Source organism: Brevundimonas fluminis (assembly GCF_003934285.1).
GTDB lineage: Bacteria > Pseudomonadota > Alphaproteobacteria > Caulobacterales > Caulobacteraceae > Brevundimonas > Brevundimonas fluminis.
The window spans coordinates 311,920-325,590 of the sequence record NZ_RQWJ01000002.1; the positions used below are offsets into that span (position 1 = coordinate 311,920).

General features: G+C 70.4%; 12 protein-coding genes. 6 read left to right on the forward strand and 6 right to left on the reverse strand.

Going from position 1 to position 13,671, the window contains the following annotated elements; translation table 11 throughout:
• Positions 1-23: 23 nt before the first annotated feature.
• From rpe to purH, 3 genes are all read left to right on the forward strand, one after another.
• Positions 24-686 carry a ribulose-phosphate 3-epimerase gene (gene rpe / locus EFJ44_RS02060; RefSeq protein ID WP_125255521.1) on the forward strand — a complete coding sequence of 221 codons (663 nt, stop codon included), beginning with the start codon at positions 24-26 and terminating at the stop codon, positions 684-686.
• Entirely contained in the window at positions 683-2,446 is a 1,764-nt protein-coding gene (locus EFJ44_RS02065) for a heparinase II/III family protein (protein WP_241209644.1), read from the forward strand. The genes rpe and EFJ44_RS02065 overlap by 4 nt, the downstream gene beginning before the upstream one ends.
• Positions 2,447-2,551: 105 nt before the next feature.
• Positions 2,552-4,156: a bifunctional phosphoribosylaminoimidazolecarboxamide formyltransferase/IMP cyclohydrolase gene (gene purH / locus EFJ44_RS02070; protein ID WP_125255522.1), complete on the forward strand. Its 1,605-nt coding sequence runs from the start codon at positions 2,552-2,554 to the stop codon at positions 4,154-4,156.
• Between the two features lie 15 nt (positions 4,157-4,171).
• On the opposite strand, the gene EFJ44_RS02075 is transcribed toward purH, so the two are convergent.
• The 4 genes from EFJ44_RS02075 to katG form a co-directional block, all read right to left on the reverse strand.
• Positions 4,172-4,624: a hypothetical protein gene (locus EFJ44_RS02075; protein ID WP_125255523.1), complete on the reverse strand. Its 453-nt coding sequence runs from the start codon at positions 4,622-4,624 to the stop codon at positions 4,172-4,174.
• Positions 4,624-5,154, reverse strand: a complete 531-nt coding sequence (locus EFJ44_RS02080; RefSeq protein WP_125255524.1) for a hypothetical protein — start codon at positions 5,152-5,154, stop codon at positions 4,624-4,626. The genes EFJ44_RS02075 and EFJ44_RS02080 overlap by 1 nt, the downstream gene beginning before the upstream one ends.
• A gap of 97 nt (positions 5,155-5,251) precedes the next feature.
• Positions 5,252-6,148, reverse strand: a complete 897-nt coding sequence (locus tag EFJ44_RS02085; protein WP_125255525.1) for a hydrogen peroxide-inducible genes activator — start codon at positions 6,146-6,148, stop codon at positions 5,252-5,254.
• Between the two features lie 53 nt (positions 6,149-6,201).
• On the reverse strand, positions 6,202-8,445 hold the full coding sequence (gene katG / locus EFJ44_RS02090; protein ID WP_125255526.1) for a catalase/peroxidase HPI: 2,244 nt from the start codon (positions 8,443-8,445) through the stop codon (positions 6,202-6,204).
• Between the two features lie 228 nt (positions 8,446-8,673).
• On the opposite strand from katG, the gene EFJ44_RS02095 reads away from it, so the two are divergent.
• Together EFJ44_RS02095 and ahpD are read left to right on the forward strand one after the other, a co-directional pair.
• Positions 8,674-9,228 carry a peroxiredoxin gene (locus EFJ44_RS02095; RefSeq protein WP_125255527.1) on the forward strand — a complete coding sequence of 185 codons (555 nt, stop codon included), beginning with the start codon at positions 8,674-8,676 and terminating at the stop codon, positions 9,226-9,228.
• 79 nt (positions 9,229-9,307) lie between these two features.
• Positions 9,308-9,844, forward strand: a complete 537-nt coding sequence (gene ahpD, locus EFJ44_RS02100) for an alkylhydroperoxidase, AhpD family (RefSeq protein ID WP_125255528.1) — start codon at positions 9,308-9,310, stop codon at positions 9,842-9,844.
• Between the two features lie 2 nt (positions 9,845-9,846).
• Here the strand turns inward: ahpD and EFJ44_RS02105 are convergent, their stop codons facing one another.
• On the reverse strand, positions 9,847-10,374 hold the full coding sequence (locus tag EFJ44_RS02105) for an SRPBCC family protein (protein WP_125255529.1): 528 nt from the start codon (positions 10,372-10,374) through the stop codon (positions 9,847-9,849).
• Between the two features lie 42 nt (positions 10,375-10,416).
• Entirely contained in the window at positions 10,417-11,277 is an 861-nt protein-coding gene (locus EFJ44_RS02110; protein WP_125255530.1) for a glutamate racemase, read from the reverse strand.
• A 123-nt stretch (positions 11,278-11,400) separates the two neighbouring features.
• Here EFJ44_RS02110 and EFJ44_RS02115 point away from each other — a divergent pair, with 123 nt between their 5' ends.
• Positions 11,401-13,572, forward strand: a complete 2,172-nt coding sequence (locus EFJ44_RS02115; protein WP_125255531.1) for a M3 family metallopeptidase — start codon at positions 11,401-11,403, stop codon at positions 13,570-13,572.
• The last annotated feature ends 99 nt before the right edge of the window (positions 13,573-13,671 follow it).

Here is a 13,671-nt window from a genome sequence, read left to right on the forward strand (position 1 = left end):
CCGGCCCGGCTTAAGCCCGGGGCATGGCCGCGCCCCTTATCTGTCCGTCCATCCTGTCCGCCGATTTCGCCAAGCTGGGCGAGGAGGTCGCCGCCATCGACGCGGCGGGCGCCGACTGGATCCACGTCGACGTCATGGACGGTCACTTCGTTCCCAACCTGACCATCGGTCCGATGGTGGTGAAGGCCCTTCGGCCGCACTCGAGGAAGCCGTTCGACGTGCACCTGATGGTCGCGCCGGTCGATCCGTGGCTGGAGGCCTATCGTGAGGCGGGGGCGGACATCCTGAGCGTCCATCCCGAGAGCGGTCCGCATGTGCATCGCACCCTGGGGCAGATCCGCAAGCTGGGGGCGAAGGCCGGCCTGGTGCTGAACCCGGCCACCCCGGTCGAGGTGGTGGCCGAGACGGTCGATCTGCTCGACCTCGTCCTGATCATGTCGGTCAATCCGGGGTTCGGCGGGCAGGGTTTCATCGAGTCCTCCCTGCGCAAGATCGAGCGGGTCCGCGCCATCTTGGACGCGGCGGGGTCGAAGGCGACGCTTCAGGTCGACGGGGGCGTGACCGCGTCGAACGCCGGGGCCTGCGTCGCGGCCGGAGCAGACGCGCTCGTCGCCGGAACGGCGGCCTTCAAGGGCGGCGCGAGCGCCTACGCCGCCAACATTTCGGCGCTCAAAGCCGCGGCGTGAGCGCCGGACCCGACATCCCCGGACTGCGCGGCGCGCCGATGCGCACGCCCGTGAAGCCGACCGGCGCCGCCTCCGGTCCCGAACTCTGGCCCGCGCTGGCCGGGCGAATGCTGACCCGTCAGCTGTGGATCGAGCTCTACGGCCTCCCCGGCTACGGCGGCACGCTGGGCGGGACGAAGGTCGCCGCCTTCGCCTGCGCGCCGAAGGATCCGCGCCCGGTCGACGCGACGCTGGGCAGGTCGGTTCTGGACGGTCGCTTCGTTCTGGCCGGAACGGCCATGGACGCCGCCGCGCCCGAGGATCCGTGGAACCGCCCCAGCCCGTCGCAGCCCTTCGCGGCCCAGCTGCACGCCTTCGCCTGGCTGCCGCACCTGATGGCCGAGGGCGAGCGAGGCGCGCGCGAGGCGCTGCGGCTGGTGCGGGGGTGGGAGGCGGTCTTCCGCCGCTGGTCTCCGTTCGTCTGGGATCCCGACCGGCTGGCCCGAAGGGTGTTCAACCTGTCCTGCGCCGCCCGGCGCCTGGGCTCCGTGGCGGACGAGGCCGACCGTCTGGCGCTCGCCGTCAGCCTGTCGCGGCAGGCGCGGCAGCTGCTGCGCGCGCCCGATCCGACGGCCCGCCGCGCAGAACGCCTGACGGCCGCGGCCCTCGCCGGCTGCGTCCTGACCGGACCCGTCGGCGCCGGTCTGCGTCGTCGCGCCCTGAGCCGGCTGCCGCGCGCGTTGGTCCAGGCCGTCGGAGACGACGGCGGTCACGCCCTGCGCAGTCCGGAGGCGGGTCTGGAGCTTCTGCTGGACCTCGTCGCCCTGTCCGACGCCCTGGGCCAGATCGGCGAGCCGGTTCCGGAGCCGGTGACCCAGGCCGTGACGCGGCTGGGCAAGGGCGTGCGCACCCTGGCCCTGCCCGACGGACGCATGGGGTCGTACCACGGCGGGGGTCCTTCGAATCCGGCTTCGGTCGTGGCGGCGCTGGGTCCGGTCGAAGCCTCGGAGCCGGGCGTCGCGTGCGCCGGGTTCGCGCGGCTGCAGAGCCCGCTTCTGACGGTGCTGGCCGACGTCGCCGCGCCGCCCCGCGGAGCCTGGGGCGCGGAGGCGTGCGCCCAGCCGATGGCGCTGGAGATCGTCTGCGGCAAGGACCGGCTGGTCACCGGCTGCGGCTGGACCCCGCTGGCGTCGGACCGTCAGGGCCTGCGCCTGACGCCGGGTCATTCCACTCTGACGCTGGGCGAAAGCTCGCTGGGCGAGCCCCTGTCCGGATGGCGGGCGGAGGTGCTGGGCGCACGACTGGCGGGCAAACCCTATGCCGTGCGGACCGAACGGCGCGACGGCGACGGCGCCGTCTGGCTGGAGATCGAGCACGACGGCTGGACGCCGCCCTTCGGACTGACGCACCAGCGCCGCCTGTATCTGGACCAGCGCATGGACGAACTGCGGGCCGAGGAACGGCTGTTCCCGACGCCCGGCCGGCCCGACGTCACCCGTCAGATCGCCGCCCCCTACGCCATCCGCTTCCATCTGGAGCCGGGCGTGCAGGCCTCGCTGGCTCGCGATCGCCGCTCCATCCTGCTGCGGGGCCATTCCAGCCGCGGCTGGTGGTTCCGCACCGACGGGCCGGACGTGGCCATCGAGCCCTCGGTCCACGTCGATGGCGGCCTGACGCGACGGTCGCTGCAGATCGTGGTGCGCGGCTCGGCGCGAACCGACGCCGAGACCAAGGTCCGCTGGAAGCTGAGCCCGGCGGGCGGGGCGGGGGATCCGGTGTAGCCCCTCACGTCTCCTCGCCATTCCTTCGGGACGGGAGGAGACGTCAACCGAGACGTCTGCTAAGCCGCCCGGCGTCCCGCCCCTCCCCAGCCGCCGAGACCGCCCATGCCCGCCGCTCCCGACTTTCCGCCCGCGCCCGACCGGGTCGCGCCCGCGCGCGCGCTGCTCTCCCTGTCCGACAAGACCGGGCTGGAGGGCGTCGCGCGCACCCTGCACGGCCTGGGCGTCGAGCTGGTCTCCACCGGCGGCACGCGCGCGGCGATCGCGGCGCTCGACCTGCCCGTGAAGGACGTGGCCGATCTGACCGGCTTCCCCGAAATGATGGACGGAAGGGTCAAGACCCTGCACCCCGTGGTGCACGGAGGCCTGCTGGGCGTGCGCAACGCGCCGTCGCACGCGGCGGCGATGGGCGAGCACGGCATCGGGCCGATCGATCTGGTCTGGATCGACCTCTACCCGTTCGAGGCGACCGTGGCGTCGGGCGGCGGGTTCGAGGCGGCGATCGAGAACGTCGACATCGGCGGCCCGGCCATGATCCGCTCGGCGTCCAAGAACCACGGCCACGTCGCCGTCGCCGTGGACGCGGAGTCCATCGGCTGGATCGTCGAGGCCCTGAAGGCCGACGGCGCCACGTCGCTGGACCTGCGCAAGCGCCTGGCCGCCCGCGCCTTCGCCCGCACCGCCGCCTATGACGCCGCCGTGTCCGGCTGGTTCGCCGGCCAGATCGCCGACGCCGCTCCGGCCCGCAAGACGATCGCCGGCACGCTGGCCCAGACCCTACGCTACGGCGAGAATCCGCATCAGGCGGGCGCCTTCTACCGCACGTCCGAGACGCGCCCCGGCGTCGCCAATGCGCGCCAGCTGCAGGGCAAGGAGCTGGGCTACAACAACATCGCCGACGCCGACGCCGCCTATGAGCTGGTCGCCGAGTTCGAGACCCCGGCCTGCGTCATCGTCAAGCACGCCAATCCTTGCGGCGTGGCGACCGGCGGAGACCTGACCGAGGCCTATGTCCGCGCGCTGGAGTGCGACCCCGTCTCGGCCTTCGGCGGCGTGATCGCCGTCAACCGGCCGCTGACCGGGGCGGACGCGCAAAAGATCGTCGAGATCTTCACCGAAGTGGTCATCGCGCCCGGCGCCGACGACGCGGCGAAGGCGGTGTTCGCGGCGAAGAAGAACCTGCGTCTGCTGCTGACCGAGGGTCTGCCCGACCCGCTGGCGCCCGGCGAGGTGTTCCGGAGCGTCGCCGGCGGCTTCCTTGTCCAGTCGCGCGACGTCGCGCGGATCACGGCCGCCGACCTGAAGATCGTGACGAAGCGGCAGCCGACGCCGCAGGAGATCGAGGACATGCTGTTTGCCTTCACTGTGGCCAAGCACGTCAAGTCGAACGCGATCGTCTATGCCAGGGACGGCCGCACCGCCGGCATCGGCGCCGGCCAGATGAACCGGCGGGACTCCGCCCGCATCGCCTCGCTGCGCGCCGCCGAGGCGGGCCACGCATTGGGCCTGCCCGCCTCGCTGGCCCAGGGGTCGGCCTGCGCGTCCGAGGCCTTCTTCCCCTTCGCCGACGGTCTTCTGGAAGCGGTGGCGGCGGGGGCCACGGCGGTGATTCAGCCGGGCGGCTCCATCCGCGACGACGAGGTCGTCGCCGCTGCGGACGAGAAGGGCGTCGCCATGGCCTTCACCGGCACGCGGGTGTTCCGGCACTGAGGCGCCGGGCAGCGCTCAGCGGCCGGTGAGTTCGGCGCAGGCGGCGGCGGCGAAAGCCTCACCCACCGCGCGGCGGCGCGCGTCGACGTCGTCCGGAATCGGCGACAGCTCGACGGTGACGGGAAAGCGCGCCAGTACCCGACCCGCCGCGTCCTTCACGTCGACGCTGCCCGACAGGCGGCCGTCGGACAGGTCGGAGCCGCGATCCAGCGCGTGGACGAAGACGGTGGCCGTGGCCGGGGTCTCGCCCGCCAGGCAGGCGTCGGTGCGCGCCGTGAAGGCGGGCCCGAACGCGCGGGAAAACCCGTCCGGCGGGTCGTAGTAGCTGCTGCGCACCTCCACGCGGTCGATGCGGAGACGTGCGGCCGCCGCCGGCTCGATGGTGATCCGCGTCGGCGGGTTCATCTCCCAGAACGACGCCGAGCAGCCCGTGACGAAGAGGGCGGCGGCCCAGATCAGGGCGCGCATCAGTCGGGCGTGGCGTTGTGCGGGCCGGGACGGCGAGGGTTTCGGGCGAAGGCCGCGTCGCACAGGGCGCGGCCGAAGGCTTCCGACGCGATCATCTGGCGGTCGCCGAAGATGCCGGCGACGCGGCCGCCCGCCGGCACGTCGACCACCAGCGGATACCGGCCGACGATCAGATTGTCGCGGCGCGGATCGACGAGTTCTGCGGTCGCGCGGATGGTGTGCACTCCGTCCCCGTTCAGCGCCACGCCCAGCCGACCCGCGCGGCGCACGTCCTCGACATGCAGGCGCAGATCCAGCGGATAGGTGCCGTAGGCGCACATCTGCATTTCCTCGTCGACCTCTTCCACGAAGGTGTCGGAGAAGTCGTCCTCGACCTGCAGCCAGTCGCTGGACATGTAGACCGTGCCGATCTGTGCGGTCTCGGCCAGACCCGGCGGCAGGTCCATAGGCGGGCCGCCCTGCACCACGGGGGCGCAGGCGGCGGTGGCCGTCAGCGCGGCGGCGATCAGGGCGGGAGCGAGCGTCTTCATGGCGGCGGTTCCGGACGAACGAGGTCTCCCATCGATGCCGTGCCGTTCGGCCACAGACCAGTGACATTTCAGCAATCCAGATGACTTCGCCGTAAGGTCAGTTCAACCGAAGCACTTCCGCCAGCAGGCGCGCCTCCGCGGCGCGGCTGGAGCCCTTGCGCCAGGCCACGACGATCTCGCGGCTGGGCGCGCCGCCGGCGCCGCCGGCCAGCGGACGCACCACCACGCCCGGCGCATCGGCCAGGCCGGCGCGGATGGCCATCTCGGGCAGGAAGCTGACCCCGAGGCCGGACGAGATCATCTGCACCAGGGTGTGCAGGCTGGTCGCGGCGAAGACGTCCTCGCCCTTGGGCGCGTCCAGCGACAGGGCCGCCAGCGCCTGATCGCGCAGGCAGTGGCCGTCCTCCAGCAGGATCAGGTCCTCGGACCTGAGCTGACCGGACTTGACCGGTCCTGATCCCGCCAGCCGATGGTCGGCGGGCGCCACGGCCAGGATGGCGTCGTCGCCGATCCGCGCGTGATCCAGACCGGCGGCGGCATAGGGGAGGGCGATGACCGCCGCGTCCAGCCGGCCGGCCTTCAGTTCGGCCACCAGGCGCGGGGTCAGGTCTTCGCGGATGAACAGCTTCAGGTCCGGGTGCGCGGCCTTCAGGCCGGGCAGTCGCGCGGGCAGCAGGAAAGGCGCGATGGTCGGGATGACGCCCAGACGGAACCGGCCGGACAGCGGCTTGCCGGCGTTCCGCGCCGCCTCGACCAGATCCTCGGTGCGGGCCAGCACGTCTTCGGCGCGCCGGACGGCTTCGGCCCCCACGGCGGTCAGGGTGATCTGGCCGCGCGTGCGCTCCACGACGGGCGCGCCCAGAATGCGCTCAAGCTCCTGCACCCCGCTGGATAGGGCCGGCTGGCTGACGTGCGCGGCCTCGGCGGCCCGGCTGAACGAGCCGTGCTCGGCCAGAAGTTTCAGATACTGCAGCTGTCGAAGGGTCGGGAGCATGGCGCCGGACATAAGACCTTCCTATGCCCGACGCCACGCCGATCGGTTCAGACTCAGGCCTGACCCGCTTCCTTGGCCTTCTTCCGCGCGCGAGGCAGGTCGTACCGGTCGTTCTCCATCACCTTGACCCAGGCGGAGACGAAGTCGCGCACGAACTTCTCGCCGGCGTCGGAGGAGGCGTAGACCTCGGCCAGAGCCCTGAGCTCCGAGTTGGAACCGAACACCAGATCGGTGCGCGTGGCCGTCCAGCGCTTCTCGCCGGTGAGGCGATCCGAGCCGACGAAGGTCTCGTCGCCGGAATCGTCGACCTGTTTCCAGGCCGTCCGCATGTCCAGCAGGTTGACGAAGAAGTCGTTGGTCAGCTGGCCCTTGCGGTCCGTGAAGACGCCGTGGGCGCTGTCGCCGTGGTTGACGCCCAGCACGCGCAGCCCGCCGACCAACACCGTCATCTGCGGCGCCGTCAGGCCCAGCAGCTGCGCCCGGTCGATCAGCAACTCCTCCGTCGGGACGTTGAAGCGCACCTGCAGATAGTTGCGGAAGCCGTCGGCGCGCGGCTCCAGCACCTTGAAGCCGTCGACGTCGGTCTGCTCCTGCGTCGCGTCGGTGCGGCCGGGCGCGAACGGAACGGTGACTGCGTGACCCGCCGCCTTCGCCGCCTGCTCCACCCCGACGCCGCCGCCCAGCACGATCAGGTCGGCGATCGAGACGTTCAGGCCGGACGCCGCCTTGATGTCCTCATAGACCTTGAGGACCTTGGCCAGCTTGTTTGGTTCGTTGACGTCCCAGTCCTTCTGCGGGGCCAGGCGGATGCGCGCGCCGTTGGCGCCGCCGCGGTGGTCAGAACCGCGCCATGTCGCCGCCGAGGCCCAGGCCGTGCGGACCAGGTCGGCGACCGACAGGCCGGACGCGGCGATGCGGTCCTTCAGCGAGGCCACGTCCGCGTCGGTCAGCTTCGGCCCCGTATGCGCCGGGATCGGATCCTGCCAGATCAGGTCCTCCGCCGGGACCTCCGGGCCAAGGTAGCGGGCCTTCGGACCCATGTCGCGGTGGCACAGCTTGAACCAGGCGCGGGCGAAGGCGTCGCCGAAGTAGGCCGGATCCGCCCGGAACTTCTCCATCACGGCGCGATAGGAGGGGTCGACCTTCATCGCCAGGTCGGCGGTGGTCATCATGGTGGGCACGCGCTTGCCCGGCGTGTGGGCGGCGGGGGCCAGCGTCTCCGGCGGATTGCCGACCGGCTGCCACTGCTTCGCGCCGGCGGGGCTGCGGACCAGCTCGTACTCGTGGTCCAGCAGCATGTCGAAATAGGACATGTCCCAGGTGATCGGCGTCGGCGTCCACGCGCCCTCGATGCCCGAGGTGATGGTGTGGTCGCCCATGCCGCTCTCGTGGCCCGAGACCCAGCCCAGCCCTTGCTGCGCGATGTCCGCGCCCTCGGGCGACACGCCCACCTTCTTGGCGTCGCCGGCGCCGTGCGCCTTGCCGAAGGTGTGGCCGCCGACGGTCAGGGCGACGGTCTCCTCGTCGTTCATTCCCATCCGGGCGAAGGTCTCGCGGATGTCGCGCGCCGACTGCAGGGCGTCGGGATGCCCGCCCGGACCTTCCGGATTGACGTAGATGAGGCCCATCTGGATGGCGGCGAGGGGTTCTTCCAGCGCCATCTCCTTGTCGGGCTGGATCCGGGTCTGGCTGGTCTCCGAGCCGACCCACTCCTCCTCGGTGCCCCAGTAGACGTCCTTCTCGGGCTCCCACACGTCCGCCCGGCCGCCGCCGAAGCCGAACACGGGCCCGCCCATCGACTCGATGGCCACGTTTCCGGCCAGGATCATCAGATCGGCCCACGACAGGCTGGCGCCGTACTTCTGTTTGATCGGCCACAGCAGGCGGCGCGCCTTGTCCAGGTTGCCGTTGTCCGGCCACGAGTTCAGCGGGGCGAAGCGCTGCTGGCCCGCGCCGGCGCCGCCACGGCCGTCCCCTGTGCGATAGGTGCCCGCCGAGTGCCACGCCATGCGGATGAAGAAGGGGCCGTAGTGGCCATAGTCCGCAGGCCACCACGGCTGGCTGTCGGTCATCAGGGCGTGCAGGTCGCGCTTGACCGCCGCGTAATCCAGCTTCCTGAACGCCTCGGCATAGTCGAAGTCGTCGCCCATCGGGTCGCCCGACTTGCCCTGCTGGTGCAGGATTTCGGTCGACAGGTGATTGGGCCACCAGTCACGGTTGGTGCGGCCCAGGAGGCTGCGGAGCGCCGCCGGCTTCTTGTTCGGGTCGCTGAGGGGGCTGCGGTCGTTTCCGTCCATGACTGGCCTCTTGTGGCTGAGGGTTGGGCGTTCACCCTGGGCGGCCCGGACCTCAAAGCCAAATCGATAGTTCTCATGATGAGGCACGGTTCAGTTTATGGCCCCTCCATAAGCCCAGTTTTTGTGCGAGTGCGAAACGATCCATTTGACTTCGCAGGCGCAGCAATCCATCTAGGCGTCGACGGCGGCTCCCCCCGCCGAACCTCTTCATCGAAAACGGAGTTTCCCATGCTGGGCGTCGGCCAGACCCTGCCTGATTTCAAGATCATCGGCGTGAAGCCGGGCTTCAACAGCCACGAGGAGAACGGCGTGTCGGCGTTCGAGCCGATCACGAAAGAGTCGTTCGAGGGCAAGTGGAAGGTCATCTTCTTCTACCCGAAGGACTTCACCTTCGTGTGCCCGACCGAGATCGCCGAGTTCGCCTCGCTGGCGCGCGAGTTCGACGACCGCGACACCGTCGTCCTCGGCGGCTCGACCGACAATGAGTTCGTCAAGCTGGCCTGGCGCCGCGACCACGCCGACCTGAACAAGCTGCCGATCTGGCAGTTCGCCGACAATGGCGGCGTCTTCGCCCGCGCGCTGGGCGTGCTGGACGAGGCCGAGGGCGTCGCGCTCCGCGCCACCTTCGTCGTCGACCCGCACAACGTGGTGCAGCACGTCTACGTCACCAACCTGAACGTGGGCCGGGCCCCCGCCGACACCCTGCGCGTGGTCGACGCCCTGCAGACCGACGAGCTGTGCGCCTGCAACCGCCCCGTGGGCGGCGAGACCCTGGCGGCCTGAGCCGGTCGTCGGGCCTGAAATCGAGGGCGGCGGCGGTCACCGTCGCCGCCCTTTCTCATCGCATCTGAAGGACTGCCCCATGTCGCTGGACGCCCTGCGCGATCTGATCCCGGCCTACGCCAGGGACATCTCCCTGAACCTGTCGTCGCTCGCCAATGAGACGACGCTGAACGACCAGCAGAAGTGGGGCTGCTTCCTGGCCTCGGCCCACTCGCTGGGCGTCGCGCCGCTGGTGAAGCTGATCGAGGCCCAGGCCGCGACCGTGCTGACGCCCGAGGCGATGAACGCGGCGAAGTCCGCCGCCGCCGTCATGGGCATGAACAACATCTACTACCGGTCTCTGCACCTCATGCAGAACGGGGAATACCGGACGATCCCGGCGCGCCTGCGTATGAACGTGATCGCCAATCCCGGCGTGGTGAAGATCGACTTCGAACTGTGGTGCACCGCCGTCTCGGCCATCAACGGCTGCGGCGCCTGCCTTGACGCGCACGAGGCTGAGCTGCGCAAACACGGCGTCACCGCGCCCCAGGTCCAGGCCGCCCTGCGCATCGGCGCCGTCGTCCACGCCGCCGGCAGGATCGTGGCTTCGGAAGCCGCGCTGGCCGAAGCCTGAGGTCAGCGCCCGGCGGCGGCCAGCCCGTCCATATGGGCGATCCAGCGGGCGAAGCCGCCGCCCATGACCGCGTCGACCGGCTCGGCCATGGCGCCCACGCCCGGCCCCTCGACGACGAAGGTCCATGTCGGCGTGACCACGCCGTCCACCAAAGGATAGGTCACGACCAGATCGGCCCGGGTCGCCATGGACCGCAGCGGACCGAACGGCGCGTGAAAACGCATCTCGTCCGGCTCGACCGACAGGGTCCGGCCGTGATCGAAGTCGGTCCCGTCCTCCAGCTTCTCGCACCAGCAGCCGCCGACGCCGAGGTCGAGGCTCAGGTTGTCCGCGTCGCCCGAATAGCTGTGCGCCGGATCCCACCAGAGCGGCAGCTGCGACAGGGCCTCAGGAACGCCAGCGGGGCCGAGCGTCGTCCGCCCTCTGAACTTGAGCATGAAGGCGTTCTCGCTCCGCGACACGATCTCGGCGGCGGCCGGCGTGCCGACGGCGGCGATCAGGGCGGAGAGGGCAAGGATCAAGGTGCGCATCAGGTTCCTCCGACGCCATCCAGCGCGCGCCGAATGCGGCCGTCAAGCCGGGTCGAACGTCAACGGGGCGCCCCAGAACCTCGACACGCGCTCGCTCTGTGGTCCGGCCTTGCCCGTGGTCAGGAAGACCCGTCCGGCACCCGCGCCCAGATCGTATTCCGGGTGCCGCGTCACATACCGTTCCAGCGCGTCGGCCACGGCCGAGGGCTGGTGGATCAGCGGCGTGCCCTCGGGCAGTTCGCGGGCGAAGACGTCCGCCACGATCTCATAATGGGTGCAGCCCAGGATGGCCTTGTCCGGATGCCGCCCGACCCGGCGGCGCAGGGCGTCGACGTGGTCGCGGACCACGACTTCCAGCTCCTCGTCCGGCGCGCCCAGCTCGATCAGGCCGGCCAGTCCCGGGCAGGGTTCCGAGAACACCGCCAGGTCGTCGCGGCGCTTGTCGATCTCGATCTCATAAACCCGGCTCATCGCCGTGGCGGCGGTGCAGAAGACGCCGGTGATTTCCAGCGATTCCCGCTTCTCGCCCTCCTCCCGCAGACGCTCTGCCTCGTAGGTCCACGGCAGTCCGGTCGCCGCCTCGATGGTCGGCACGATGATGCCCAGCACGTTGACGGGCCGGCCGGTGCGGGCCCTCACCTCGGGAACCCAGGTCTGCTGCAGCCGGCGCAGGGCGATGGCCGAGGCGGTGTTGCAGGCCAGGACGATCAGGCTGGCGCCGGCCTCGACCAGCCGCTCGCAGCCGGCGCGCGTCAGATCGACGATCTCCTCGCCGCCGCGTCCGCCGTACGGAGCCATGGCCTGGTCGGCCAGATAGACGAAGTCGGCGGTCGGGAACCGCCGCGTCAGCTCGCGGTGAACGGTCAGTCCGCCCACGCCGGAATCGAAAACGCCCATGGCCATGGGGCGCCGTTTAGCGGCGAAGCGCCGCACGCGCCATGGCCGAAGATTACGGCCCGTTCAGGTGACAGTCAGGCTCGCCCGGTCCAAGGTCCGCCACCGAGACAGATGCGGAGAGCCTTCGTCATGCAAAGACGCCATTTCCTGATCGCCGGGGGCAGCCTGCTGGCCCTCACCGGCTGCGCCACCGCCGGAGCGGGCGCGGGCGGCACGCCCGTCGCCACGCTGGAGGCCGAGGCCGCCGAGGCGCGGGCCGTCCTGCCGGTGCAGACGCCGCGGGCCGAACTGCTTCAGGAATGGACCGGTCCGTTCGAGGGCGTGCCGCCGTGGGACAAGGTCACCGCCGACAAGCTGAAGGCCGCCATCCTCGAGGGCATCGAGCTGCAGCGCGCAGAGTACGCCGCGATCGCCGACAATCCCGCGCCGCCGACCTTCGCCAACACCCTTGTGACCAACCAGATGGCGGGAGAGCCGCTGGGCCGCGCCCTGTCGCTTTTCGGCGTAATGACCGGCAACATCGGCACGCCGGACTACCAGGCGGTGCAGCGCGAGGTCGCGCCCCTGCTGACCCAGGCCGGCAACGAGATCACCTTCAACGAAAAGCTCTTCGCCCGCATCCGCACGGTGGCGGACAACGCCGACGCCATGGGGCTAACGGCTGAACAGAAGCGCATCGCCGAACGCAGCCGCGACGCCTTCATCCGCAACGGCGCCGCGCTGGACGCCGCAGGCAAGGCGGAACTGGGCCGCATCAACACCGCCCTGTCCCAGGCCTTCACCAGCTTCAGCCAGAAGGTGGTCGCCGACGAGAACGCCTGGACGCACATCCCGAACGAGTCCGGCGTCGCCGGCCTGCCGGCGTCCGACAAGGCGGGGGCCGCCGCGGCCGCGCGCGCCCGGAACCTCGAGGGCTGGGCCATCGTCAACACCCGCTCCAGCGTCGATCCCTTCCTGACAATGGCCGACGACCGCGCCATGCGTGAGACGGTGTGGCGCAAGTTCGTCAACCGCGGGGACAACGGCGACGCCAACGACACCAATGCGACGATCGCCGAGATCGTGCGTCTGCGGGCGCAGCGGGCGAAGCTGCTGGGTTACGCCAACCACGCCGAATGGCGGATGCAGGACACCATGGCCAAGACGCCCGAGGCGGCCATGGATCTGATGATTCGCGTCTGGCGTCCGGCCGTCGCCCGCGTGGCGGAAGAGGTGGCCGACATGCGGGCCATCGCCGGCCACGACATCGAGCCGTGGGACTATCTCTACTACGCCGAGAAGGTCCGGAAGGCGAAGTACGACCTCGATCAGAACGAGATCAAACCCTACTTCGAGCTGAACGCCGTCAAGCAGGGCGCCTTCTACATGGCGGGCCGGCTGTACGGCTTCGACTTCGTCAAGCTGGCGCCCGGCACGGTCCCGGTCTTCCATCCGGACGTCGAGGTGTTCGAGGTGAAGAACAGGTCCGACGGCAGCCACGTCGGCCTGTTCTACTCGGACGACTTCAACCGCACCGGCAAGCGCTCGGGCGCCTGGGCCACGACCTACCGCAGCTATTCGACCTATGACGGCGTCAAGAACGTGCTGTCGTCCAACAACAACAACTTCAACAAGGCCGAGGGCGGCGCGCCGCTGCTCATCTCGCTGGACGACGCCGAGACCCTGTTCCACGAGTTCGGCCACGCCCTGCACAGCCTGTCGTCGAAGGTGACCTATCCTTCGCTGGCCGGCACGCCGCGCGACTACGTCGAATACCCCTCGCAGGTGCACGAGCACTGGGTCCTGAGCCGGCCCATCCTCGACGGCTACATGAAGCACGTGGAGACCGGCCAGCCGATGCCGCAGTCGCTGGTCGACAAGATCGAGGCCGCGGCCACGTTCAACCAGGGCTATGCGACGGTCAGCTATCTGTCGTCGGCCCTCGTCGACATGGACCTGCACACGCGGGCCGAACCTCCGACGGACATCGACGCCTTCGAGCGCGAGAGCCTGGCCCGCTACGGCATGCCGAAGGAGATCGTGATGCGGCACCGCCTGCCGCAGTTCAATCACCTGTTCACGTCCGACGCCTACTCGGCCGGCTACTACAGCTATCTGTGGTCCGAGGTCATGGACGCCGACACCTGGGCCTATTTCGAGGAGTCGGGCGACGTCTTCAATCCGGACATCGGCCGCCGCTACAAGGAGATCATCCTGGCGGAGGGCAACACCACCGACCGCGCCGAGGCCTACCGCCGCTTCCGCGGCCGCGACCCGGACGTGAGCGCCCTGCTCAAGGTCCGCGGCTTCCCGACGTCCTAGATGGCGCTGACGCTCGGCTCGCGGAGCCTCGCTGCTTGAGCGCCGGGCAGGCGCGGTCGCCCTCAAGTAGCGAGCGACCGCATCGCGAGCGGTAGGGCA

Coding starts and splice junctions, on each gene's coding strand:
- EFJ44_RS02085 (WP_125255525.1), bottom strand. CDS start 6,148: ATGCTCCCGACCCTTCGACAGCTGCAGTATCTGAAACTTCTGGCCGAG.
- EFJ44_RS02110 (WP_125255530.1), bottom strand. CDS start 11,277: ATGGCCATGGGCGTTTTCGATTCCGGCGTGGGCGGACTGACCGTTCAC.
- purH (WP_125255522.1), top strand. CDS start 2,552: ATGCCCGCCGCTCCCGACTTTCCGCCCGCGCCCGACCGGGTCGCGCCC.
- EFJ44_RS02115 (WP_125255531.1), top strand. CDS start 11,401: ATGCAAAGACGCCATTTCCTGATCGCCGGGGGCAGCCTGCTGGCCCTC.
- EFJ44_RS02080 (WP_125255524.1), bottom strand. CDS start 5,154: ATGAAGACGCTCGCTCCCGCCCTGATCGCCGCCGCGCTGACGGCCACC.
- ahpD (WP_125255528.1), top strand. CDS start 9,308: ATGTCGCTGGACGCCCTGCGCGATCTGATCCCGGCCTACGCCAGGGAC.
- rpe (WP_125255521.1), top strand. CDS start 24: ATGGCCGCGCCCCTTATCTGTCCGTCCATCCTGTCCGCCGATTTCGCC.
- EFJ44_RS02105 (WP_125255529.1), bottom strand. CDS start 10,374: ATGCGCACCTTGATCCTTGCCCTCTCCGCCCTGATCGCCGCCGTCGGC.
- EFJ44_RS02095 (WP_125255527.1), top strand. CDS start 8,674: ATGCTGGGCGTCGGCCAGACCCTGCCTGATTTCAAGATCATCGGCGTG.
- katG (WP_125255526.1), bottom strand. CDS start 8,445: ATGGACGGAAACGACCGCAGCCCCCTCAGCGACCCGAACAAGAAGCCG.
- EFJ44_RS02075 (WP_125255523.1), bottom strand. CDS start 4,624: ATGCGCGCCCTGATCTGGGCCGCCGCCCTCTTCGTCACGGGCTGCTCG.